The sequence below is a fragment of the Massilia sp. BHUDP2 genome (assembly GCF_046236355.1).
Taxonomy (GTDB): domain Bacteria; phylum Pseudomonadota; class Gammaproteobacteria; order Burkholderiales; family Burkholderiaceae_D; genus Telluria; species Telluria varians.
In genome coordinates, this window is sequence record NZ_JBJUVW010000003.1 from 341,966 (window position 1) to 364,433 (window position 22,468).

Below are 22,468 nucleotides of genomic sequence, written 5' to 3' on the forward strand. Positions count from 1 at the left end.
GGTCTATGCCTTCCTCGCTTAACGCGACGGAATTCCGCCCTTGAAATTCGCCTTGCGCAGCAGCGAATCATATTGCTGCGACATGACGTAGTTCTGCACTTGTGCCATGAAGTCCATCGTCACCACAACAACGATGAGGAGCGACGTGCCACCGAAGTAGAAAGGAACTTTCCACTGCGAGGTCATGAACTCCGGCACCAGGCACACCAGGGTGATATAGACCGCACCGGCCAGGGTCAGGCGCATCAGGATCTTGTCGATGTAGCGTGCAGTCTGCTCGCCCGGACGGATGCCCGGAACAAACGCGCCGCTCTTCTTCAAGTTGTCCGCCGTTTCCTTGCTGTTAAATACCAGCGCCGTGTAGAAGAAGCAGAAGAACACAATCGCCACCGCATACAGCAACGCGTGGATCGGCTCACCGGTAGCCAGCGAAGCAGCCAGGTCTTTCAGGAACCCGATGAACGGGCCGCTGGCGTCCTTGCCTCGCGTGTACCAGTCGACGATCGTCGCCGGGAACAGGATGATCGAGGAGGCGAAGATCGGTGGGATCACGCCGGCCATGTTCAGCTTCAAGGGCAGGTGGCTGGTTTGGCCACCGTAGATCTTGTTGCCGACCTGGCGTTTAGCGTAATTGACCAGAATCTTGCGCTGCCCGCGTTCCACGAACACGACGGCATACGTCACGGCCACCACCAGAACCACGATGATGATCGCGGCGATGCTGCTGATCGAACCGTTCGAGACCAGGGTGAACAGGCCACCCAGGGCCGACGGCAGACCTGCTGCGATACCGGCAAAAATGATGATCGAAATACCGTTGCCAAGACCACGTTCGGTGATCTGCTCGCCCAGCCACATGAGGAACATGGTGCCGGTCAGGAGCGTCACCACCGTGACGAAGCGGAAGCCCATGCCCGGATCGAGCACGAGACCAGGCTGCGCTTCGAGCGCGACCGCGATGCCGAACGCCTGGAACAGTGCCAGTGCCACCGTGAAGTAACGGGTGTACTGGGTGATCTTGCGGCGGCCGGCTTCGCCCTCTTTCTTCAGCGCCTCGAGTTGCGGCGAGACGATCGATGCAAGCTGCATGATGATCGAAGCCGAAATGTAAGGCATGATGCCGAGGGCGAACACGGTAAAGCGGGACAGGGCGCCACCCGAGAACATGTTGAACATGCCCAGGATGCCGCCTTCGTTCTGCTTGAACAGCGCTGCCAGCTGCACCGGGTCAATCCCGGGGACCGGGATGTGAGCACCGATGCGGTACACGACCAATGCGCCAAGCAAAAACCACAGCCGACCCCAGGGGAAGCCGGAAGCGGCGCTTTTACCAAGTTGTGAATTAGTCGCCAATTTTTGCTCCGATCAGGCAGGGCCGCAATTAAGCGACCGAACCGCCAGCTGCTTCGATCGCGGCGCGTGCGCCGGCAGTTGCCTTCAGGCCCTTGAGGGTCACCGCTTTGGTGATCTCGCCCGACAGGATGACGCGCACGTCGCGTGCCACCACCGGCAGGATGCCTGCTTGCTTGAGCACCAGGATGTCGATCTCGCCGACGGCCAGGTTGTTCAGGTCCGACAGACGAACTTCAGCCTTGAAGCTTGCGTTCAGCGACTTGAAGCCGCGCTTCGGCAGACGGCGCTGCAGAGGCATCTGACCGCCTTCGAAGCCGACTTTGTGGAAGCCGCCCGAACGCGATTTCTGACCCTTGTGACCGCGGCCGGCAGTCTTGCCCAGGCCCGAGCCGATACCGCGGCCAACGCGGCGCTTCGCGTGCTTGGCGCCGTCAGCTGGTTGAATGGTATTGAGTTCCATTGATTTCTCCGTACGTAAGCCGCGGCTTACGAAACAACTTTAACGAGGTACGCGACTTTGTTGATCATGCCACGCACAGCTGGGGTGTCCTGCAGCTCGGAGACCGAGTTGACACGACGCAGACCCAGGCCGCGCACGGTAGCACGGTGATCCTGACGGGTACCGATCAGGCCCTTGACGAGCTTGACTTTGACAGTGTTTGCCATGTGTGTTCCCCTTAACCCAGGATGTCTTCAACCGACTTGCCGCGCTTGGCAGCGATATCGGAAGCAGTGCTCATTTTCGACAGACCGTCGAGGGTCGCGCGAACCAGGTTGTACGGGTTCGACGAACCGGTCGACTTGGCGACCACGTCGGTCACGCCCATCACCTCGAAGATAGCGCGCATTGCGCCACCAGCGATCACGCCGGTACCCGGCTTGGCCGGCGACATCATGACGCGCGATGCGCCGTGACGACCGGTAACGGTGTGGTGCAGCGTACCGTTCTTGAGGGGCACCTTGATCAGGTTGCGGCGGGCTTCTTCCATCGCTTTTTGCACGCCGACAGGAACTTCCTTCGACTTGCCCTTGCCCATGCCGATGCGGCCATCGCCGTCACCGACAACGGTCAGCGCTGCAAAACCCATGATACGACCACCCTTCACCACTTTGGTGACGCGGTTGATCGCGATCATTTTCTCGCGCATGCCATCATCCGGCTTGTCGCTTGCCATTTTCGCTTGCATTTTTGCCATGACGATTCTTCCTTAGAACTTCAGACCGGCTTCACGCGCGGCTTCTGCCAGCGCCTTCACACGGCCGTGGTAACGGAAACCCGAACGGTCGAATGCGACTTCGGTGATTCCTGCTTTCAGTGCTTTTTCTGCGACGCGCTTGCCGACCAGGGCAGCAGCGGCAGCGTTGCCGCCGGCGCCGGTCTTGCCAGCCAGTTCAGCACGCACTTCAGCTTCCAGCGTCGAGGCCGACACCAGCACCTTAGCGTCCGGGCTGATCAGGTTCGCATAGATGTGCAGGTTGGTGCGGTGAACCGACAGACGGTTCACGCCCAGCTGGGCGATCTTGATGCGGGTTTGACGTCCGCGACGCAGACGCGATTGTTTCTTGTCCATGTCAGCTCCGATTATTTCTTCTTGGTTTCTTTAAGCTTCACCACTTCGTCCGAATAACGGACACCCTTGCCCTTGTAAGGCTCAGGCGAGCGGTAAGCGCGCACTTCAGCGGCCGTCTGGCCGACCTTCTGGCGATCGATACCCTTGATCACGATTTCGGTCGGGGTCGGGGTGACCGCGGTGACGCCTTCCGGCATCGCGTGCAGCACCGGGTGCGAGAAGCCCAGCGACAGGTTCAGGGCGTTGCCCTGCACAGCTGCCTTGTAGCCCACGCCCACCAGGTTCAGCTTCTTCTCGAAGCCCTTGGTGACGCCGGTAACCATGTTGTTGACCAGGGCGCGCAGGGTGCCCGACATGGCGTTCGATTCACGCGAATCGTCCACCACGTCGAAAGTCAGCGTGCCGTTGTTGTTTTCCACTTTGACCAGGCCGTTCAGCGACTGGGTCAGGGTGCCGAGCGGGCCCTTGACGGTGATCGACGACGCATTGATTGCGACTTCGGCACCTGCCGGGACGGCGATTGGCATCTTAGCTACTCGAGACATGTCTACTCCTTAAGCCACGTAGCACAGCACTTCGCCACCGACGCCGGTAGCACGTGCCTTGCGATCGGTCATCACGCCTTGCGGGGTCGAGACGATTGCCACGCCCAGGCCATTCATGACCGACGGGATTTCGTTCTTGCCCTTGTAGACGCGCAGGCCAGGACGGGACACGCGCTCGATGCGCTCGATGACCGGACGGCCGGTGTAATACTTCAAACCGATTTTCAGTTCAGCCTTGCCACCTTCGGTGGTCACGGCGAAATCTTCGATGTAACCCTCGTCCTTCAGGACGTTGGCGATCGCAACTTTGACTTTCGACGACGGCATGTTGACGGTGGTCTTCGAAACGGTCTGTGCGTTGCGGATGCGGGTCAGCATATCGGCGATAGGATCGCTCATACTCATTGCTTATCTCTCCTATTACCAGCTAGCTTTGGTCATACCCGGGATTTCGCCTTTCATGGCGAATTCGCGGAGTTTGGTACGGGCCAGACCGAATTTACGGAAGGTGCCACGTGGACGGCCGGTCATGGCGCAGCGGTTACGCTGGCGGGTCGGCGCCGAGTTACGCGGCAGGGCCTGCAGCTTCAGGCGTGCTTCGTAACGTTCTTCTTCCGACTTCGACTGGTCGTCGATGATTGCTTTCAGAGCTGCACGCTTTGCGGCGAATTTCTCCACCAGGTCTGCACGCTTCTGTTCGCGGTTAATCAGTGCAAGTTTTGCCATGCTCTTAGTTCCTGAACGGGAATTTGAAGGCGGCGAGCAGCGCTTTGGCTTCTTCGTCGGTCTTAGCGGTGGTGGTGATCGAGATGTTCATGCCACGCAGCGCATCGATCTTGTCGTAATCGATTTCCGGGAAGATGATCTGCTCTTTGACGCCGATGTTGTAGTTGCCACGGCCATCGAAGGATTTGCCGTTCACACCACGGAAGTCACGCACGCGCGGCAGGGCCACGGTGATGAAGCGGTCCAGGAATTCGTACATGCGATTGCCACGCAGGGTGACCATCGTGCCGATCGGGTAGCCTTCGCGGATCTTGAAGCCTGCGATTGCCTTGCGTGCCTTGGTGACGACCGGCTTCTGGCCGGCGATCTTGGTCAGGTCGCCAGTGGCGTGCTCGATGACCTTCTTGTCGGCGACTGCTTCCGACAGACCCATGTTCAGGGTGATCTTGGTCAGGCGCGGGACTTCCATGATCGACTTGTAACCGAATTTCTCGGTCAGTTCGGCGACGACTTTGTCTTTGTAAATTTGTTGGAGACGGGCCATTTATCTTACCCCTTCACTACTTCGCCGTTCGACTTGAAGACGCGGACTTTTTTGCCGTCCACATCTTTGAAGCCAACGCGATCTGCCTTGCCGGTCGCAGCGTTGAACAGCGCGACGTTCGACACGTGAATCGGCATAGTCTTGTCGACGATACCACCAGTAACACCGGTCATCGGGTTCGGCTTGGTCGCTTTCTTAGCGACGTTGACGCCTTCAACGATGACGTGCTCAGCGTCTACACGCTTCTGAACGACGCCACGCTTGCCCTTGTCCTTGCCGGCCAGAACGATGACTTCGTCGTTTTTACGAATTTTATCCATGTCGATTCCTTACAGAACTTCAGGTGCCAGCGACACGATCTTCATGAACTTCTCGGTACGCAGTTCACGCGTGACCGGTCCAAAGATACGGGTGCCGATCGGCTCCAGCTTGGCGTTCAGCAGGACAGCGGCATTGCCGTCGAACTTGACCAGGGAACCGTCCTGGCGGCGCACACCTTTAGCGGTACGCACAACCACGGCGTTGTAAATTTCGCCCTTCTTGACGCGACCACGCGGCGCAGCCACCTTGACGGTGACCTTGATGATGTCGCCAATGCTCGCATAACGGCGCTTCGAGCCGCCCAACACCTTGATGCACAGAACTTCCTTGGCACCGGTGTTGTCGGCTACTTCGAGCCGGCTTTCGGTTTGAATCATGATATTTTCTTTCCCAACTTAAGCCGTAGAAAACCCCACGGAAACCGTGGGCCTGCGGTCAGTCTTGGTCCCGCCATGACGCCCCTGCTGGAGCCCCATGTTTGGGTGATGGACTTTCCATTCGTTACAGGCCGCAGAACCGCGGAGGAATACTGCGGCAACACATGAACGAAGCCCGCTAGTATCACAGATACCAGCGGGCCACGCAAGACAAATTTTTAGGCTTTAGATGACCTGTGCTTGCTGCACAACACGGGTCACGGTCCAGGCCTTCGTCTTCGAGATCGGGCGACCTTCCGTGATCTCGACCGTGTCGCCGGTCTTGACCTGGTTGGTCTCGTCGTGCGCGTGATACTTGTTCGAACGCACGATGATCTTGCCGTACAGCGGGTGCTTCACGTGACGCTCGATCAGGACGGTCACCGTCTTGTCCATCTTGTCGGACACGACCTTGCCGACCAGCGTACGCTTCAGCGCCGTTTTAGTGGTGTCGTTCATTTGGCTTCCTTCGAGTTCATCACAGTCTTCACACGCGCGATGTCGCGACGTACTTTCTTGAGCTGCGCGGTATTGCCCAGCTGCTGGGTAGCGATTTGCATGCGCAGGCCGAACTGGGCCTTCAGCAGCTCATTCAGCTCCTTCTGCAGCGCTTCCTGGTCCTTGCCGCGGAGTTCCGATGCTTTCATATTCAACTCCTGTTATTGGCCGACTTGACGGACCACGAAAGTGGTCGCCAGCGGCAGTTTGGCAGCGGCCAGGCGGAACGCTTCGCGCGCCAGTTCTTCAGCGACGCCGTCCATCTCGTACAGGACTTTGCCTGGCTGGATTTCAGCGACGTAGTACTCCGGGTTACCCTTACCGTTACCCATACGGACTTCGGCCGGCTTGTTCGAGATCGGCTTGTCCGGGAAGATACGGATCCAGATACGGCCGCCACGCTTGATGTGACGGGTCATCGCACGACGTGCAGCTTCGATCTGGCGTGCGGTGATACGGCCGCGGGCAACTGCCTTCAGGCCGAACTCACCGAACGACACCGAGGTGCCGCGGGTGTGCGAAATGCCGGTGTTACGGCCCTTCTGCTCTTTACGATACTTTCTGCGGTTTGGCTGCAGCATGCTTATTCTCCTGCTTTCTCAGCAGCCGGCTTGGCAGCGCGGCGGCCTGCTGGTGCGGTACCTGGCTTGGCGCCCGGACGGCCACGGCCGGCAGGCTTGCCATCATCGCGGCGCGGGCCGCGTGGCTTCTTCTCGTCGGCCGGGACGTCGATCACAGGTGCTTCGCCCGTTGCCGAACGATCGCCCTTGTAGACCCACACCTTGACGCCGATGATGCCGTAGGTGGTCGATGCTTCGCTGGTGCCGTAGTCGATATCGGCGCGCAGGGTGTGCAGAGGCACACGGCCTTCGCGGTACCATTCGGTACGTGCGATTTCGATGCCGTTCAGACGGCCCGACGACATGATCTTGATGCCGACGGCGCCCAGACGCATGGCGTTCTGCATCGCGCGCTTCATGGCGCGACGGAACATGATGCGCTTTTCGAGCTGCTGGGCGATCGAGTCGGCGATCAGCTGCGAATCGATCTCAGGCTTGCGGATCTCTTCGATGTTGACGTGCACGGGCACGCCCATGATCTTCGTCAGCGACGACTTCAGCACTTCGATGTCTTCGCCCTTCTTGCCGATCACGACGCCAGGACGCGACGAGTAGATCGTGAAGCGTGCGTTCTTGGCAGGACGCTCGATGACGATACGGCCGACCGAAGCGTTCTTCAGCTTCTTCTTCAGGAAAGCGCGAGCTTCCAGGTCTTCCTTCAGCATTTCGGCGAAGTTGCCGTTGCCAGCATACCAGCGCGACGCCCAGTTACGGGTGACCGCCAGGCGGAAGCCGGTTGGGTGGATTTTCTGACCCATCGTGTGACCCCTTAGTTACCGACAGTCACGTAGATGTGACAGGATTGTTTCGAAATGCGATCGCCGCGGCCCTTCGCACGTGCGGTGAAGCGCTTCAGGATCGGGCCCTTTTCAACGTAGATCTGCACGACCTTCAGTTCGTCGATGTCGGCGCCATCGTTGTGTTCCGCGTTGGCGATTGCCGACTCGAGAACCTTCTTGATGATGGTCGCGCCCTTCTTCGGGCTGAACTGCAGAATGTTGAGTGCTGCGTCAACTTTCTTGCCGCGGATCAGGTCCGCAACCAGGCGGCCCTTTTGTTCCGACAGGCGAACGCCTTTGAGGATTGCTTTAGTTTCCATTATCGTTTCGCCTTCTTGTCAGCAGCGTGGCCCTTGAACGTACGGGTCAGCGCGAATTCGCCGAGCTTGTGGCCGACCATATTCTCCGACACGTACACCGGCACGTGGACCTTGCCGTTGTGCACAGCGATGGTCAGACCGATGAAGTCCGGAGTGATCGTCGAGCGGCGCGACCAGGTTTTGACTGGCTTCTTGTCTTTGGTCGCTTGCGCGGCTTCGACTTTCTTCACCAGGTGGGCGTCAATGAACGGCCCTTTTTTCAATGAACGAGTCATGTTTTATCCCTTATTTCTTGCCGCGGCGCGAGACGATCATCGACGAAGTGCGCTTGTTCGAACGCGTCTTCTTGCCCTTGGTCTGCTGGCCCCATGGCGACACCGGATGGCGACCTGCTGCCGTACGGCCTTCACCACCACCGTGCGGGTGGTCGATCGGGTTCATGACGACACCGCGGACGGTCGGGCGGACACCGCGCCAACGCATCGCACCGGCTTTACCGATCTTGCGCAGGCTGTGCTCGGCGTTGCCGACTTCACCCACGGTTGCACGGCACTCGATGTGCACGCGACGGACTTCACCCGAGCGCAGGCGAACCTGGGCGTAGGTGCCTTCGCGGGCCATCAGGACGACAGCGGCGCCGGCGGTGCGGGCCATCTGTGCGCCTTTGCCCGGCAGCATTTCGACGCAGTGCATCACGGTACCAACCGGGATGTTGCGGATCGGCAGGCAGTTACCGGCCTTGATCGGTGCTTCCGAACCGTTCATCAGGGTATCGCCGACAGCGACGCCCTTCGGAGCGATGATGTACGCACGGGCGCCGTCCGCGTAGCACAGCAGAGCGATGTGCGCGGTACGGTTCGGGTCGTATTCGATACGCTCGACCTTGGCAGGGATACCGTCCTTGCTGTTACGCTTGAAGTCCACGACACGGTAGTGCTGCTTGTGGCCACCGCCGATGTGGCGGGTGGTGATGTGACCGTTGTTGTTACGGCCAGCAGTCTTCGATTTCTTCTCAACCAGGGCTGCGAACGGACGGCCTTTGTACAGGTCGCTGTTCACAACCTTCACCATGCCGCGGCGGCCTGGGGAGGTTGGCTTCATCTTAACGAGTGCCATTATTTAGCCTCCTCGACAAAATTGATTTCCTGGCCCGGCTTGAGGGCCACGAAAGCGCGCTTGGTGTGGTTGCGGCGACCGGTGAAACGGCCCGAACGCTTGACCTTGCCTTCGCGGTTGACGGTTTGCACCGATTCCACTTCGACTTTGAACAGCAGTTCGACGGCAGCCTTGATTTCCGGCTTGGTTGCATCCGGCAGAACCTTGAACACGATCTGTTCGTTCTTTTCAGCGACGAAGGTCGCCTTTTCGGAAATAACCGGAGCCAGCAGCACCTTCATCAGGCGCTCTTCGCTGAATTTGATAGCGGTGCTCATGCGTACATCTCCTCGATCTTGGCCAGAGCAGCTTTGGTGACCAGGACTTTCTTGTAGAACACCAGCGACATCGGATCGGCCGACTTCGGCTCGACGACGAGCACGTTCGGCAGGTTGCGCGATGCCAGTTCCAGGTTTTCATCGATGGTGTCGGTGATCACCAGGACCGATTCCAGACCCATGCCCTGCAGCTTTTGCGACAGCAGCTTGGTCTTCGGAGCTTCGATCGACAGGTTTTCGACAACGTTCAGACGGCCTTCGCGGGCCAGCTGCGAGAAGATCGAGCAGATACCTGCGCGGAACATCTTCTTGTTGACCTTGTGCGAGAAGTTCTCGTCCGGGGTGTTCGGGAAGATGCGACCACCGCCGCGCCACAGAGGCGACGACGACATACCAGCACGAGCGCGGCCGGTGCCCTTCTGGCGCCATGGCTTCTTCGTGGTGTGGCTGACTTCTTCACGGTCTTTCTGCTTGCGGTTGCCGCTGCGCGCGTTGGCGGCGTAGGCGACCACGATCTGGTGGATCAGGGCTTCGTTGTATTCGCGGCCGAACACGGTGTCGGCAGCTGCAACGCCGGCGCCAGCTTGACCTTGCTCATTCAGGAGCTGGAGTTCCATACTTTAGGCTCCTTTCTTGGCTTTGGTTTTGACAGCCGGCTTGACGATCACCTGGCCGTTCTTGGCGCCAGGAACGGCACCTTTCACGAGCAGCAGCTGACGGTCAGCGTCGATGCGGGCGATTTCCAGGTTCTGGGTGGTGACGGTAACGTCGCCCATGTGACCGGTCATGCGCTTGCCCGGGAACACGCGGCCCGGATCCTGCGCCATACCGATGGAGCCAGGAACGTTGTGCGAACGCGAGTTACCGTGGGTCTGACGACCCGAGGCAAAGTTGTAACGCTTGATGGTACCGGCGTAGCCCTTACCGATCGAGGTGCCCTGCACGTCGATTTTCTGGCCCACTTCGAACATCGAAGCATTGATGGTGTCGCCGGCTTTGAGTTCAGCGGCTTTGGTGGAATCGATGCGGAATTCACGCAGCATCGTGCCGGCTTCGACGCCAGCTTTGGCGTAGTGACCAGCAGCAGCCTTGTTCACGCGGGAAGCGCGACGCTGGCCGAAGACGACTTGCACAGCAGTGTAGCCGTCAGTTTCAGGGGTTTTGACTTGCGCAACACGGTTGTTGGACACGTCCAGCACGGTGACAGGGATCGAATCGCCGTCATCCGTGAAGATACGCATCATGCCAACCTTGCGACCGAGGAGGCCCAGGCTCATTTTTTCTCCATTCCCACCTACGATTGGGCGGGGCTAATTAGTACTACTAAAAAAGCATGGGCTGAAAAAGACGTGCCCATACCGAAGCCGGCTAGTATAGCGCGCAAACGGCAACGGCGCAACAGGATAAATCGAGGTGACCTCGGCCTGTTGCGTTTTCCGCAGTAGCTGGAGAGAGCAAGGAATCTGACCTGGCTGGTCAGCACAGAAAAGGCACACCGCTGCGCCTTTTCTCTGCAGGCTACGACCATTGCTGGGAGCCTGCGATCTGGAAGTCTGGTGGGCGGTGCAGGATTCGAACCTGCGACCCCTTGGATGTCGACCAAGTATTCTAACCAGCTGAACTAACCGCCCGGGGAGCCGCATTATACGTAGCAGCCCGACAGTTTTGCAATAGCTTTTTTTCGGACCTGTTTTGCATGCTCTCCAACATGTCCTCCCGGATCGCCGGTTGTCGATGCCGCCGTGAAATGCTATTGTACAAATGCATTTTGCGGGCGACCTTCCCGCCCCTCCCGCTTTTCACGTTCCCTTCGCCGGCAGATGACGGTGCGTCCAGCGCACCATGCCTGCCCTTTTTTCCTGGCGCGCCCGCCTCCCGGCGGATCCAGCGCGCCCCGACCCGGTCCGCCGCCCCAGGTGCGCGGACGCATCGCAGATAAGGATGATTCATGACTGTCATTGACTCGCAACGTTGGTCCCGCCCCCTCGATCCCGCCCGCCTCGTGCTCGCCACCGACCTCGACGGCACCCTGCTCGCGGGCACCCATGAGGCGCGGCGCCGCGTGCGCGACCTGTTCGCCGCGGCCGCCGAGGCCCCTGCGGACGCCCGCCCCACCCTGGTCTTCGTGACCGGACGCGGCCTGGAAACCGTCATGCCCCTGCTGAGCGATCCCACCATCCCGAGCCCCGACTACATCATCGCCGACGTCGGCGCCACCGTGGTCGACCGCGAGCTGCGGCCGGTGGAGCCGATCCAGCACGAGCTGACCTCGCACTGGCCGGGCAGCCAGGCGGTGCTGCGCGCCCTGTCCGGCTTCCCGCAGCTGGTACGCCAGAGCGTGCCGCAGGAACGGCGCTGTTCCTTCCTGGCCTCCGAAGACGCCGTCACGCCGGCGCTGCAGGCGGCGGTGGAAGCGCTCGGCTGCGAGCTGCTGTTCTCGGCCGGGCGCTACCTCGACGTGCTGCCGCGCGGCGTCGGCAAGGGCGCGGCGCTGCGCCGCCTGGCCGCCGTGGCCGGCTTCGACCCGGCCAGCGTGGTGGTGGCGGGCGACACCCTGAACGACCTGTCGATGTTCGAAGCGGGTTTCCGCGGCGTGGTGGTGGGCGGCGCCGAGCCGGCGCTGGTGGAGCGCGTGCGCAGGAACGCGCGCGTGCACGTGGCGTCCCTCGAAGGCTGCGGCGGCATCCTGGAAGGCCTGGCGCGCCACGGCATGCCGCTCGGCGCCACCGCCGCACCGAGCGCCGAGCCGGTATTTGGCGAGGCCGAACTGGTGATGGTCTACCACCGCCTGCCCTACGACGAACTGGTGGTGGACGGCGTCACGCTGCAGCGCCGCCCGAAGAGCCCGAACGGCATCATGCCGACCCTGCTGAACTTCTTCGCCGGCGGGCGCAAGGGCTCCTGGGTGGCCTGGTCGCAGCAGGAATCGCGCACGCCGGAAGGCTTCGACACCCACGTGGCGGTCGACCCGCAGCGCTATCCGCAGCTCAAGGCGGCGCGCATCGCCCTCACCGGCGAGGACATCGAGCTGTTCTACAAGAAGTTCTCGAAAGAGGCCTTCTGGCCGATCATCTTCTCCTTCCCGGACAAGGCCGAATTCCACCAGGCGCACTGGGAGCGCTTCCTGGAAGTGAACCGCCTGTTCGCCGAGCAGACCGCGCGCGAGGCCGCCCATGGCGCCACCGCCTGGATCCACGACTACAACCTGTGGATGGTGCCGGCCTTCCTGCGTCCGCTGCGCCCGGACCTGACGATCGCCTTCTTCCACCACACCGCCTTCCCCTCGAGCGACGTGTTCAACATCCTGCCGTGGCGGCGCGACATCATCGGCAGCCTGCTGCAGTGCGACTACGTGGGCTTTCACATCCCGCGCTACGTCGAGAACTTCGTCGACGCGGTGCGTTCGTTCGCCCCCGTGGAAGTGGCCGGCAGCGTCCCGTGCGCGCCGCGCTTCCTCACCTATGGCTGCGCACTCGGGGTCGACCGCATGATGACCGCGATCGAGGTCGGCGGACGGCGCGTGGCGCTGGGCGCCCATCCGGTCGGCACCGACGTCAAGCTGATCCGGCGCCTGGCGGACAGCAGCGAAGTGCAGCGCCAGCTGGCCGAACTCGACGGCCTGCTGGAAGGCCGCACCGGGATCGTCTCGATCGAGCGCCTCGACTACGTCAAGGGTTCGCTGGAAAAGCTGCAGGCCTTCGAGCGCATGCTGGAGCGCCATCCCGAACTGCTGGGCAAGGTGACCCTGCTGAACATCGTCACCCCGGCCGCCAGCGGCATGGAGATCTACGACAGCCTGCGCGAAGAGCTCGACCGCACCGTGGGCCGCATCAACGGCCGCTTCTCGACCCTCGACTGGGTCCCGGTGCGCTATTTCTACCGCTCGCTGCCCTTCGAGGACGTGGTGGCCCACTACGCCGCCTGCGGCATCGCCTGGATCACGCCGCTGCGCGACGGCCTCAACCTGGTGGCCAAGGAGTATGTCGCCACCCGCCATGCGGTGGGACGGCCCGGGGTGCTGATCCTGTCCGAGTTTGCCGGTGCCGCGGTCGAGCTGCACGGCGCCCTGCTGGTCAATCCCTACGACGCCAATGCCATGAGCGAGACCCTGTACCAGGCGCTCAGCATGGGCGCCGACGAAGTCGCCTACCGCGCCGCGCGGCTGGCCATGATCGTGGAGGAGCACGACGTCACGCGCTGGGGCGAAGGCTTCCTGACTGCGCTGGCGCGCAATGAAGCGCCGGCCGTCGACGAACGTCCGGCCGCATGAAAGGAGTACACATGGATACCGTTTTCCTGGGTAACCCGGTGGCCGACTGGCTGATGGCGCTGGCCGCCGCCGCCGTGGTGGTGGCCGGCCTCGACGCCGTCAAGTCGATCCTGCTGCGGCGCCTGCGCTCCTTCGTGGCGGCCAATCCGGGCGGCTCGCGCGCGCTCGGCGCCGCCGTGGCCGCGCTGTCCAAGACCCGCCTGGTGGTCTTGATCATCGTCGGACTGTATGCCGGCGCCAGCCTGCTGGCCCTGCCCGAGCGTACCCACCTCTTCATCAGCCGCGCCGCGATCGCCGCGGTGCTGATCCAGTGCGCGATCTGGGGCGACCATGCGCTGCGCGCCTGGCTGGCCGGCACCCGCGCCCAGCAGGCCGCCGATCCCGACCGCGTCACCTCGTCGACCGCGATCGCCTTCCTCCTGCGCGTGGTCCTGTGGGCGGTGGTGGGCCTGATGACCCTCGATAACCTGGGCGTCAACATCACCGCCCTGGTGGCCAGCCTGGGGGTCGGCGGTATCGCCGTGGCGCTGGCGGTGCAGAGCATCCTGGGCGACCTGTTCGCCAAGCTGTCCATCGTGCTCGACAAGCCCTTCGTGGTGGGCGACTTCATCATCGTCGACAAGATGCTGGGCACGGTGGAGAGCGTCGGTCTGAAGACCACCCGGGTGCGCAGCCTGGGCGGCGAACAGATCGTGTTCTCGAACGCCGACCTGCTCAAGAGCCGCATCCACAACCTGCGCCGCATGGAGGAGCGCCGCGTGGTGTTCCAGGTGGCGGTGACCTACGACACGCCGGAACCCTCCCTGCGCGCCCTGCCCCGCCTGCTCGAAGACATCGTCGCGGCCCAGGCGCAAGTGCGCTTCGACCGCGCCCACCTGGCTTCGCTGGCGGCGCCCGCCTACACTTTCGAGATCGTGTACTACGTGGCCAGCCCGGACTACCGCGTGTTCATGGACGTGCAGCAGGAAATCTACCTGCGCATCGTGGCGATGCTCGGCGAGCAGGGTGTCCGCCTGGCGCTGCCGGCACAGACCGTGCATTGGGGAGCGGCCGGCGAGCCGGTCGTCGACCAGGTTCCGGTCGAGACCCGGGCCGCGGCCTAGACCGGCGCGGTCGACTGCCGCACCACCAGGCTGCCCTGCAGCCGGCGGCGCATGCGCGGCCGGGTATCGCCGCGGATGCGCCCGACCAGCAGCTCGGTCAGCTGCCGGCCCAGCGCATGGGTCGGCTGGGTGACGGAACTCAGGCGTGGCGTCGCGAACGCGGCCATGCCGAGGTCGTCGCCGCCGACCACCGACAGCTGGCCGGGCACCGCCACGCCGGCTTCCTGCGCCGCGCACAGGCCGCCCAGCGCCATCAGGTCGTTGCAGGCAAACACCGCCGTCGGCGGCGTGTCCAGCGCCAGCAGGCCCTGCATCGCATCGTGGCCGCCGGCGCAATCGGGAGTCGCATGCACCAGGTAGGCGGCGGGCAGCGACAGGCCCGCATCCAGCAGGGCACGGCGCAGGCCGGCGATGCGCTCCAGGCTGTGCGGTTCGGCCCGGGGCCCGGCCACGCAGGCGATGCGGCGGTGGCCCAGCTCGATCAGGTGGCGGGTGGCGGCATGGCCCGTCGCTTCGTGGTCGAGGCCGATGAAATCGGTGTCCACGGCCGGCACCTCGTGGTCGGCCAGCACGATCGGCACGCGCTGGCTGGCCAGCAGCGGAGCCAGTTCGTCGCGGGCGCTGCCGGCCACCAGGATCAGGCCATCGATGCGTTTCTCGGTCAGGCTGCGCAGGTGGGTGGCCTGACGCTGCACATCCCCGTAGCCGTTGCACAGCATGATGTTGTAACCGACCTCGAAGGCCGCGTCCTCGATGCCGCGCAGCAGCTCGGCGAAGCAGGGATGGGTATTGTCGGGAATGGAGACGCCGATGGTATGGCTCTTGTCGTTCTTGAGGCTGCGCGCCATCGCGTTCGGGATATAGCCCATCTCCTCGATGGTGGCCAGCACCTGCCTGCGCACGGCTTCGCTCACCGCCCGGGTCCCGTTGATCACGTGCGAGACGGTCGAGGTCGATACGCCGACCCGCTCCGCCACCTGCTTCATTGTTGCCATTCTGCCTCCTTCGGGCGGCAATTATGACCGGAATGTTACGAAGCGGCCACTGGCGTATGGACATCACGAGAGTGAGTAATGTGAAATTCGGAGCGTGTACAATCGAATAATTAACGCCGTCATCGGCGGCCGATCAACCCCACCACGTAAGGAGTTCGTATGGCAATCAGTCTGCAGAAAGGCGGCAACGTCAACCTGAGCAAGGAGGCACCTGGCCTCACCAAGGTGATCATTGGCCTGGGCTGGGACCCGCGTTCCACCGACGGCGCCGCCTTCGACCTGGACGGCAGCGCATTCATGCTAAAAGCCGACGCCAAGGTGCGCGGCGACGCCGACTTCATTTTCTACAACAACCTGAAATCGAGCGACGGCTCGGTGGTCCACGCCGGCGACAACACCACCGGTCAGGGCGAGGGCGACGACGAGAAGATCGCGGTCGACCTGTCGCGCGTCCCGGCCGAGGTCGAGAAGGTCTCGTTCTGCGTCACCATCCACGACGCCGACGCGCGCCGCCAGAACTTCGGCATGGTCGCCAAGGCGTATATCCGCTGCCTGAACGCCAACGGCGAAGCGGAGATCGCACGCTACGACCTGTCCGAGGACAGCTCGACCGAAACCGCAATGATCTTCGGCGAACTGTACCGCCACGGCGGCGAATGGAAGTTCCGCGCCGTCGGCCAGGGCTTCAAGGGCGGCCTGGGTCCGCTCGCGCGCTCGTTCGGCGTCAACGTCTAAACCTACAAGAGCGCGGCCCGAGCCGCCTGTTGTTACGCGCCCGCTGCCCGCGGGCGCGTACGTCCACCTGTCTTGAAAGACTTCATGCGCGTCTGGTACAACAGGACGTTTTCGTCCATCTACGCCGCGATCCGGCTGATCCGCGAGGCCGATACCGCCCAGCGTTTCACCATCATCCACAGCAATGCCAACCGCCATACCCCGGCGGCGCGCCTGGCCCATGAGTTCCACGGCGAGCCCGTCGGCCTGGAGCCGGCTGCCTACGTCGAGTGGTGCCTGGAATTCTGCCGCAAGCAGCGCATCGACATCTTCGTGCCGGGCCGCGAAGCCACCACCCTGGCCGCGCAGCACGCGCGCTTCCTGGAAATCGGCACGCGCGTGCTGAGCGCGGCCACGCCGCAGAAGCTCCAGCTCATGCACGACAAGGCCGGCTTCTACGCGGAGACCGATCTGCCGCAGGCGCCGGTGGCCGAATTCCGCCGCTTCGACAACGTCGACCAGTTCGATGCCGCCTGGGCCGAGCTGCGCCCGCGCCATACGAAGCTGTGCATCAAGCCCGCGCGCGGCATCTACGGCATCGGCTTCGCCATCGTCGACGAAGAGCGCAGCAGCGCCGCCCTGCTCCTGGCGGGCGTCGAGTACCACATCGGCTACCAGGACCTGCGCCGCGGCCTGACGGAGCTGAAGGAATTCCGCACCATGCTGCTGATGGAATTCCTCGAGGGCGCCGAGTACAGCGTCGACTGCGTGGGCGACAACGGCCGCCTGGTGGCGGCGGTGGCGCGCCGCAAGCCGGCGCAGGCAGGCAGCGGCCAGCTGATCGACATGCGTCCCGAGATCATCGAGGCGACCACGAAACTCGCCGCCGACTATGGCCTGAACGGCATCTTCAACGTGCAGTTCCGCGAAGCCGGCGGCAAGCCGCGGCTGCTCGAGATCAACCCGCGCATGTCGGGCGGCATCGGCATGGCCTGTGCGGCCGGGCCGAACCTGCCCTGGATCGCACTGAAGGGCTTTGCCGACGGTTTCGACACGGTCGAGGTGGCGCCGGTACGCAACGGCACGCGCGTCATTGAAGTCCCGGAAGCGCTGGAGCTGGCATGAACGCGAAGTCCGACCTGGACGCCCTGTCACGGCGCAGCGTGGCCCTGCCCACCGGGACGCTCGACGTCGCGCTTGCAGAGGGCGCTGACGAGTTTGAAGAGCTGCTCGGCTTCGCGGCGCGCGCCAATGCCAAGCGCGGCTTCCTGTTCCTGAGCAAGGTGCTGGGCAAGCACTGGCCGGTGACACCGTCGAGCATGCTCGCGATCCACGAACGCCTCGCCGCCACCGTGCCGGCCAGCGATGGGCCGGTGGTGTTCATCGCCATGGCGGAAACCGCGATCGGCCTGGGCCAGGGCGTGTTCGAAGCCTGGCTGCGCGCCAATCCCGGACGTGAAGCCCTGTTCATCCACACCACGCGCTACCGCGCAGGTACCGGTGAGCTGATCGAATTCGAGGAAGCGCACAGCCATGCGCCGCGCCAGTTCCTGCACATGCCGGAAGATCCCGCCCTGCGCGCGCTGCTGCTGGCGGCCTCCACCCTGGTGCTGGTGGACGACGAAGCCAGCACCGGCAACACCTTCCTGAACCTGACCGCGGCCTGCCGCCGCCTTAATCCGGGCATCGCGCGGGTGCACCTGGCGACGATCACCAATTTCATGGGTGGAGAGGCCACTGCCGCCTTGTCCGGGCGCTTCGGCCTGCCGGTGACGATGGGCGCGCTGCTCAGCGGCGAGTACCGTTTCACGCCGGGCGACTATGTGGCCCCGGCCACCCCTGCCCAGCGTTTCGATCCGGATGCGGACCGCGGCGCCAGCACCGGTTTCGGCCGCCTGGGCCTGCGCGCCGCCTTGCGCGCCCCCGAGGCGCTGGCAGAGCGCCTGGCAGGCGAATTCGCGCCTGGCGCCAGGGTCGCCGTACTGGGCACCGGTGAATTCATGCATGCCGCCATGCTGCTGGGCGCGGCGCTGGAACGGCGCGGCGTCGACGTCCGGGTGCAGTCGACCACGCGCTCGCCGATCCTGACCTGGGGTGCGGTCAGCCACGCATTGAGCTTCCCCGACAACTACGGCGAGGGCATCGCCAATTTCATCTACAACATCGCGCCTGGCCAGTACGAGCACGTGCTGGTCTGCCACGAGACCGCGCCCAACGCCCCCTTGCGCGAGCTCGCCGCTCTGCTGGACGCGCGCCTGTTCCACTTCCTGTCCGAGGCTGACGTTGAAGAAGTTCCTGTTCGCTGACCTGGACGACACGCTGTTCCAGACCTTCGAGAAGTGCGCAGCAAGCGAGGCGCTCGAGCCGGCCGCCTATTACAAGGACGGCAGCATCTGCTCGTACACCACGCGCGCCCAGCGCGCCTTCCTGAGCTTCGTGCAGGACGGCATGACCGTGATCCCGACCACGGCGCGCGACCACGACGGCCTGCGCCGCGTGCACCTGCCCTTCGACAGCTACGCCGTCATCAACTATGGCGGCGTGGTGCTTGCCCCCGGCGGCGGCGCCGACATGCCCTGGCTGGAAGGAATGCGCAGCGCGATGCATGCCGCCCTGCCCGGCCTGCAGGAGCTCGCGCGGCACATCGACGACTACGCGGCGCGCACTGGCTTCGGCGGGCGGGCGCGCATGATCGAGGATTTCGCCACGCCCTTCTTCCTGGTCGTGAAAGACCCGGACAAGCGCCACGAGCGCCTGGCGCCGATCGAGGAAGAGGTGGTGCGCCCCTGGATTGCCGATGGCCGCCCGGACTACGTCGTGCACCGCAACGGCAACAACCTGGCGATCCTGCCGAAGGCGCTGGACAAGGCCAACGCGGTGGCCCACATCACCGGCAAGTTGCGCGCCGAGTACGGCGACATCGTCACCTTCGGCATGGGCGACAGCCGTTCCGACGCGCGCTTCATGGCCGCCTGCGACTATGCCATCGTGCCGCGCGCCACCCAGCTCGCGCGCCTGACCGTGGAGGCCCTGTGAGCTTCCCGGGCAGCTACCGCGCCGGCGAGGTGGACTTCCTGCTCACGCGCTTGCAGGCGCAGGAGTTCACCAGCGTGCATGACAAGGAGCGCCTGATCCAGTCCGGCCAGCGCCACTACAGCCAGATGCTGTCTCCCGAATCGCTGCCCTCGCCGCGCTACATGGCCGTGTTCGAGGATGCCTGCCGCGCCAACAATGCGCGCATGGCGGCGGACTGCCTGCGCCTGGCCGGCCTCATCGCCGCACGGCGCAGCGGCGCCATCGTTGTGGTCTCGCTGGCGCGCGCCGGCACGCCGGTGGGCGTGGTGGTGGCGCGGCTGCTGCGCGAGGTGTTCAAGCGCGAGGCGGTCCACTATTCGGTGTCGATCGTGCGCGACCGCGGCATCGACCAGGCCGCCCTGCGCCACATCCTGGCCCGGGGCCACGCGCCGGAATCGGCCGTGTTCGTGGACGGCTGGACCGGCAAGGGCGTGATCGCGCGCGAGCTGGCGCTGTCCGTGTCCGCCTTCAATGCGGCGCAGGGGACCGGCATCGACAATGGCCTGTACGTGCTGTCGGACCTGGCCGGCGCCGCTGCCGTCGCGGCCTCCGGCGACGACTACCTGATCCCGTCGAGCATCCTGAATGCCACGGTGTCGGGGCTGGTGAGCCGCACGGTACTGGACGAACGGATCGGTCCGGACGACTTCCACGGCTGCGTCTACTACGGCGAGTTTGCCCCCCATGACCAGTCGCAGCGCTTTGCCGATGCGCTGGTGGCGCTGGCGCAGGCTGGCGGCGAGGTGTCGCACGCCGCGCCGCTGGACGCAAAAGCGGCTGCCGAACGCTCGCGCGCCTACCTCGAGGGCGCCATGGCGCGCTACGGCATCACTGACGTCAATCTCATCAAGCCCGGCATCGGCGAGGCCACCCGCGTGCTGCTGCGCCGCGTGCCGCGCCTGCTGGTGCTGCGCCAGCCGGGCGCCGCGGACGTGCGGCACCTAAAAGTGCTGGCCGAAGAAAAACAGGTGCCGGTCGCGGTCGACCCGCTTCTGCCCTATCACGCAGTTTCCCTGATCAGGAGTGCATCGGATGCTTAAGTCTTTAGGCGCGTCACTGTACGTGCCGGCCAATCACAAGGACCTGGCCAGAATCGCCAATGGCGAGAAGCTGCCGGACGCGCGCTCGCTCATCTTCTGTCTGGAAGACGCCATCGCCGACCGCGAACTGAGCTGGTCGCTGTTCAACCTCTCGGTGGTGCTGGCGAACATGCGCAGCGAGGTCACGGCCGAGCGTTTCGTCCGGGTGCGCAACCCGGAAGTGATGGCGCGCGTGCTGGCCATGCCGGGTGCCGAGAAGCTGAGCGGCTTCGTGCTGCCGAAGATCACGCGCCACAACTTCGACAGCTATTTCCGCCTCGTGCGCGATACCAATCACGTCCTGATGCCGACGCTGGAGACGGCGGAAGTGTTCAGCGACAGCGAAATGCAGCAGCTGCGCGCCGTGTTCGAAGGCCCGGGCGTGCGCCACCGCATCCTGGCATTGCGCATCGGGGGCAACGACCTGCTCGCCCTGCTGGGCCTGCGCCGGCCGCGCGGCATGACGATCTACCGCACGCCCCTGGGGCCGGTGATCGCGCGCCTGGTGACCACCTTCCGGCCTTGGGGCTTCGCCTTGACGGCGCCGGTGTTCGAATACCTCGACCTGCCCGAGCTGCTCGACCAGGAAGTGCTAGAAGACCTGGCCCACGGCATGGTCGGCAAGACCGCGATCCACCCGACCCAGATCGCCCCGATCGAGCAGCACTACCAGGTGCGCCCGCAAGACCTGGCGGTGGCGCGCGCCATCCTCGACGAGGCCAGCCCCGCCGTGTTCCGCATGAACGACGCGATGTGCGAAGTCGCCACCCACCGCGCCTGGGCCGAGCGCCTGGTGGAACAGTCGCACCGCTTCGGTTCCCGTTCGATGGAAGGAGAAACCTCATGAATGTGTTCTCGCGTGGCCAGAAAGGCAAGCTGGCAGACCTCGGCATCGGTCATAGTTTTACCGTCGAGGTGGATATCGGGGCGCCCGGCCTCTCGGTCGACGTGTCCTGTTTCGGCCTGGATGCGGCCGAGCGCCTGTCGGATGAGCGCTACATGGTGTTCTACAACCAGCTGGCCAGCCCCGAGGGTGCGGTACGGCTGGAGTCGAACGGGTCGCTGGCGCGCTTCGCCGTGAATCTCGATGCCCTGCCGGCGACGATCGCGAAGCTGGTGTTCGTCGCCGCCATCGACGGCGTCCAGACCATGCGCTCGCTCGGCGCCTGCGCCCTGAATCTCGGCAGCGCAGTGCGCTTCCCGTGGTCAGGGGCGGACTTCGGCGACGAAAAGGCGGTCATCGTGGCGGAGCTGTACCGGCGCGACGGCATGTGGCGTTTCGGCGCGGTCGGCCAGGGCTTCAATGGCGGGCTGTCGGCGCTGCTGGCGCATTTCGGCGGCACCGAGGCCAAGCCTGCCGCCGCTTCTGCTCCCACCTCGGCGCCCCCGCCTGCGCCGGCGCAGCCCAGGGTCTCGCTGTCGAAGGTCACGCTGGAAAAGCGCGGCGACAAGGTCTCGCTCGACAAGCGCCCCGGTCGCGGCTTCGGCCGCATCCACGTAAACCTGAACTGGAACCAGTCGGCGACGGCAGCGCCGCCGCAGCAGCCTGCGAAAACAGGCTTCTTCGACAAGCTAATCGGCGGCGCGATCGGCGGAGGCGGCGCCGGCCGCAAGGGCCGCGGCGGCATCGACCTCGACCTCGGCTGCATGTACGAGCTGGCCGATGGCCGGCGCGGGCTGGTGCAGGCGCTCGGCAATGCCTGGGGCGACTTCGAACGCGAGCCCTACATCCGCCTGGATGCCGACGACCGCACCGGCGCGGTGGCCGGCGGCGAGAACCTGACCATCAACGGCGAGCGCTTCGACCAGATCCGCCGTGCGCTGATCTTCTCCTTCATCTACGAGGGCGTGCCCAACTGGGCGGCGACCGACGGCGTGGTGACCATCACCGCGCCCGAGCAGGCGCCGATCGAGGTGCGCCTGGATGGCGGCGGCAACCAGATGATGTGTGCGATCGCGCTGATCGAGAACCGGGGCGGCAGCTTGCAGGTCACCAAGCTGGCCGAGTATTTCCAGCAGAGCGGCGGGACCAGCGCGCACGAGCTGATGGACCGCCATTTCGGCTTCGGGCTGCGCTGGAAGACCGGCTCGAAGGGCTAGCCGCCT

The 22,468-nt window shown here is 64.1% G+C and carries 31 protein-coding genes and 1 tRNA gene; 9 read left to right on the forward strand and 23 right to left on the reverse strand.

Annotated features, from left to right (window positions below; genetic code table 11):
- Positions 1-18: 18 nt before the first annotated feature.
- The 22 genes from secY to ACK6C6_RS18370 form a co-directional block, all read right to left on the reverse strand.
- The gene (secY, locus tag ACK6C6_RS18265) at positions 19-1,353 is read right to left on the reverse strand and encodes a preprotein translocase subunit SecY (RefSeq protein ID WP_027867245.1); all 1,335 of its coding nucleotides are present in this window, start codon (positions 1,351-1,353) and stop codon (positions 19-21) included.
- A 28-nt stretch (positions 1,354-1,381) separates the two neighbouring features.
- Positions 1,382-1,813, reverse strand: coding sequence for a 50S ribosomal protein L15 (gene rplO / locus ACK6C6_RS18270; protein WP_209589100.1), 432 nt, complete (start codon positions 1,811-1,813; stop codon positions 1,382-1,384).
- A 26-nt stretch (positions 1,814-1,839) separates the two neighbouring features.
- A complete protein-coding gene (rpmD, locus tag ACK6C6_RS18275) occupies positions 1,840-2,019 on the reverse strand; it encodes a 50S ribosomal protein L30 (protein WP_027867247.1) in 180 nt (59 codons plus the stop codon).
- 11 nt (positions 2,020-2,030) lie between these two features.
- Positions 2,031-2,549, reverse strand: a complete 519-nt coding sequence (rpsE, locus tag ACK6C6_RS18280; protein WP_036208946.1) for a 30S ribosomal protein S5 — start codon at positions 2,547-2,549, stop codon at positions 2,031-2,033.
- 12 nt (positions 2,550-2,561) lie between these two features.
- Positions 2,562-2,924, reverse strand: coding sequence for a 50S ribosomal protein L18 (rplR, locus tag ACK6C6_RS18285; protein WP_005663438.1), 363 nt, complete (start codon positions 2,922-2,924; stop codon positions 2,562-2,564).
- An 11-nt stretch (positions 2,925-2,935) separates the two neighbouring features.
- Entirely contained in the window at positions 2,936-3,469 is a 534-nt protein-coding gene (rplF, locus tag ACK6C6_RS18290) for a 50S ribosomal protein L6 (protein WP_036208949.1), read from the reverse strand.
- A gap of 9 nt (positions 3,470-3,478) precedes the next feature.
- Complete coding sequence (gene rpsH / locus ACK6C6_RS18295) at positions 3,479-3,874, reverse strand: 30S ribosomal protein S8 (protein WP_027867250.1); 396 nt, start codon at positions 3,872-3,874, stop codon at positions 3,479-3,481.
- A 15-nt stretch (positions 3,875-3,889) separates the two neighbouring features.
- Positions 3,890-4,195 (reverse strand): 30S ribosomal protein S14, encoded by a 306-nt coding sequence (rpsN, locus tag ACK6C6_RS18300; RefSeq protein ID WP_005663444.1) that lies wholly within the window; start codon positions 4,193-4,195, stop codon positions 3,890-3,892.
- Between the two features lie 4 nt (positions 4,196-4,199).
- On the reverse strand, positions 4,200-4,739 hold the full coding sequence (rplE, locus tag ACK6C6_RS18305; RefSeq protein ID WP_036208953.1) for a 50S ribosomal protein L5: 540 nt from the start codon (positions 4,737-4,739) through the stop codon (positions 4,200-4,202).
- Between the two features lie 5 nt (positions 4,740-4,744).
- The gene (rplX, locus tag ACK6C6_RS18310; protein WP_036208955.1) at positions 4,745-5,059 is read right to left on the reverse strand and encodes a 50S ribosomal protein L24; all 315 of its coding nucleotides are present in this window, start codon (positions 5,057-5,059) and stop codon (positions 4,745-4,747) included.
- A 9-nt stretch (positions 5,060-5,068) separates the two neighbouring features.
- The gene (gene rplN, locus ACK6C6_RS18315) at positions 5,069-5,437 is read right to left on the reverse strand and encodes a 50S ribosomal protein L14 (RefSeq protein WP_005663451.1); all 369 of its coding nucleotides are present in this window, start codon (positions 5,435-5,437) and stop codon (positions 5,069-5,071) included.
- Between the two features lie 225 nt (positions 5,438-5,662).
- Positions 5,663-5,935 carry a 30S ribosomal protein S17 gene (gene rpsQ / locus ACK6C6_RS18320; protein ID WP_027867253.1) on the reverse strand — a complete coding sequence of 91 codons (273 nt, stop codon included), beginning with the start codon at positions 5,933-5,935 and terminating at the stop codon, positions 5,663-5,665.
- Positions 5,932-6,123 (reverse strand): 50S ribosomal protein L29, encoded by a 192-nt coding sequence (rpmC, locus tag ACK6C6_RS18325; RefSeq protein ID WP_027867254.1) that lies wholly within the window; start codon positions 6,121-6,123, stop codon positions 5,932-5,934. The genes rpsQ and rpmC overlap by 4 nt, the downstream gene beginning before the upstream one ends.
- A gap of 12 nt (positions 6,124-6,135) precedes the next feature.
- Positions 6,136-6,555 carry a 50S ribosomal protein L16 gene (gene rplP / locus ACK6C6_RS18330; RefSeq protein WP_027867255.1) on the reverse strand — a complete coding sequence of 140 codons (420 nt, stop codon included), beginning with the start codon at positions 6,553-6,555 and terminating at the stop codon, positions 6,136-6,138.
- A gap of 2 nt (positions 6,556-6,557) precedes the next feature.
- Positions 6,558-7,352, reverse strand: coding sequence for a 30S ribosomal protein S3 (gene rpsC, locus ACK6C6_RS18335; RefSeq protein ID WP_036208959.1), 795 nt, complete (start codon positions 7,350-7,352; stop codon positions 6,558-6,560).
- A gap of 11 nt (positions 7,353-7,363) precedes the next feature.
- The gene (rplV, locus tag ACK6C6_RS18340; RefSeq protein ID WP_171085678.1) at positions 7,364-7,696 is read right to left on the reverse strand and encodes a 50S ribosomal protein L22; all 333 of its coding nucleotides are present in this window, start codon (positions 7,694-7,696) and stop codon (positions 7,364-7,366) included.
- A complete protein-coding gene (rpsS, locus tag ACK6C6_RS18345) occupies positions 7,693-7,968 on the reverse strand; it encodes a 30S ribosomal protein S19 (RefSeq protein ID WP_005663463.1) in 276 nt (91 codons plus the stop codon). The genes rplV and rpsS overlap by 4 nt, the downstream gene beginning before the upstream one ends.
- Positions 7,969-7,978: 10 nt before the next feature.
- Positions 7,979-8,809: a 50S ribosomal protein L2 gene (gene rplB / locus ACK6C6_RS18350; protein ID WP_036208962.1), complete on the reverse strand. Its 831-nt coding sequence runs from the start codon at positions 8,807-8,809 to the stop codon at positions 7,979-7,981.
- On the reverse strand, positions 8,809-9,126 hold the full coding sequence (gene rplW, locus ACK6C6_RS18355; protein ID WP_027867259.1) for a 50S ribosomal protein L23: 318 nt from the start codon (positions 9,124-9,126) through the stop codon (positions 8,809-8,811). Before rplW ends, rplB begins: the two co-directional genes overlap by 1 nt.
- The gene (gene rplD / locus ACK6C6_RS18360; protein WP_036208965.1) at positions 9,123-9,743 is read right to left on the reverse strand and encodes a 50S ribosomal protein L4; all 621 of its coding nucleotides are present in this window, start codon (positions 9,741-9,743) and stop codon (positions 9,123-9,125) included. The genes rplW and rplD overlap by 4 nt, the downstream gene beginning before the upstream one ends.
- A 3-nt stretch (positions 9,744-9,746) precedes the next feature.
- Positions 9,747-10,403 carry a 50S ribosomal protein L3 gene (rplC, locus tag ACK6C6_RS18365; RefSeq protein ID WP_036246294.1) on the reverse strand — a complete coding sequence of 219 codons (657 nt, stop codon included), beginning with the start codon at positions 10,401-10,403 and terminating at the stop codon, positions 9,747-9,749.
- 277 nt (positions 10,404-10,680) lie between these two features.
- Positions 10,681-10,757 (reverse strand) — tRNA-Val (locus tag ACK6C6_RS18370).
- A 317-nt stretch (positions 10,758-11,074) separates the two neighbouring features.
- Here ACK6C6_RS18370 and ggpS point away from each other — a divergent pair.
- Both ggpS and ACK6C6_RS18380 read left to right on the forward strand, forming a co-directional pair.
- Positions 11,075-13,396 carry a glucosylglycerol-phosphate synthase gene (gene ggpS / locus ACK6C6_RS18375; RefSeq protein WP_409268626.1) on the forward strand — a complete coding sequence of 774 codons (2,322 nt, stop codon included), beginning with the start codon at positions 11,075-11,077 and terminating at the stop codon, positions 13,394-13,396.
- An 11-nt stretch (positions 13,397-13,407) separates the two neighbouring features.
- A complete protein-coding gene (locus ACK6C6_RS18380) occupies positions 13,408-14,499 on the forward strand; it encodes a mechanosensitive ion channel family protein (RefSeq protein ID WP_409268628.1) in 1,092 nt (363 codons plus the stop codon).
- Here ACK6C6_RS18380 and ACK6C6_RS18385 read toward each other — a convergent pair.
- Positions 14,496-15,494 carry a LacI family DNA-binding transcriptional regulator gene (locus ACK6C6_RS18385; protein WP_409268630.1) on the reverse strand — a complete coding sequence of 333 codons (999 nt, stop codon included), beginning with the start codon at positions 15,492-15,494 and terminating at the stop codon, positions 14,496-14,498. The genes ACK6C6_RS18380 and ACK6C6_RS18385 overlap by 4 nt on opposite strands.
- A 159-nt stretch (positions 15,495-15,653) precedes the next feature.
- Here ACK6C6_RS18385 and ACK6C6_RS18390 point away from each other — a divergent pair, with 159 nt between their 5' ends.
- From ACK6C6_RS18390 to ACK6C6_RS18420, 7 genes are all read left to right on the forward strand, one after another.
- On the forward strand, positions 15,654-16,229 hold the full coding sequence (locus ACK6C6_RS18390; RefSeq protein WP_036208976.1) for a TerD family protein: 576 nt from the start codon (positions 15,654-15,656) through the stop codon (positions 16,227-16,229).
- An 84-nt stretch (positions 16,230-16,313) separates the two neighbouring features.
- On the forward strand, positions 16,314-17,333 hold the full coding sequence (locus ACK6C6_RS18395; protein ID WP_409268631.1) for an ATP-grasp domain-containing protein: 1,020 nt from the start codon (positions 16,314-16,316) through the stop codon (positions 17,331-17,333).
- Positions 17,330-18,514 carry a phosphoribosyltransferase domain-containing protein gene (locus ACK6C6_RS18400; RefSeq protein WP_409268632.1) on the forward strand — a complete coding sequence of 395 codons (1,185 nt, stop codon included), beginning with the start codon at positions 17,330-17,332 and terminating at the stop codon, positions 18,512-18,514. Before ACK6C6_RS18395 ends, ACK6C6_RS18400 begins: the two co-directional genes overlap by 4 nt.
- Positions 18,492-19,244: a hypothetical protein gene (locus ACK6C6_RS18405; RefSeq protein ID WP_409268633.1), complete on the forward strand. Its 753-nt coding sequence runs from the start codon at positions 18,492-18,494 to the stop codon at positions 19,242-19,244. The genes ACK6C6_RS18400 and ACK6C6_RS18405 overlap by 23 nt, the downstream gene beginning before the upstream one ends.
- A complete protein-coding gene (locus ACK6C6_RS18410; protein WP_409268635.1) occupies positions 19,241-20,323 on the forward strand; it encodes a cysteine protease StiP family protein in 1,083 nt (360 codons plus the stop codon). The genes ACK6C6_RS18405 and ACK6C6_RS18410 overlap by 4 nt, the downstream gene beginning before the upstream one ends.
- Positions 20,316-21,209 (forward strand): HpcH/HpaI aldolase/citrate lyase family protein, encoded by an 894-nt coding sequence (locus ACK6C6_RS18415; protein ID WP_209589093.1) that lies wholly within the window; start codon positions 20,316-20,318, stop codon positions 21,207-21,209. Before ACK6C6_RS18410 ends, ACK6C6_RS18415 begins: the two co-directional genes overlap by 8 nt.
- The gene (locus ACK6C6_RS18420; RefSeq protein ID WP_409268638.1) at positions 21,206-22,462 is read left to right on the forward strand and encodes a TerD family protein; all 1,257 of its coding nucleotides are present in this window, start codon (positions 21,206-21,208) and stop codon (positions 22,460-22,462) included. Before ACK6C6_RS18415 ends, ACK6C6_RS18420 begins: the two co-directional genes overlap by 4 nt.
- The last annotated feature ends 6 nt before the right edge of the window (positions 22,463-22,468 follow it).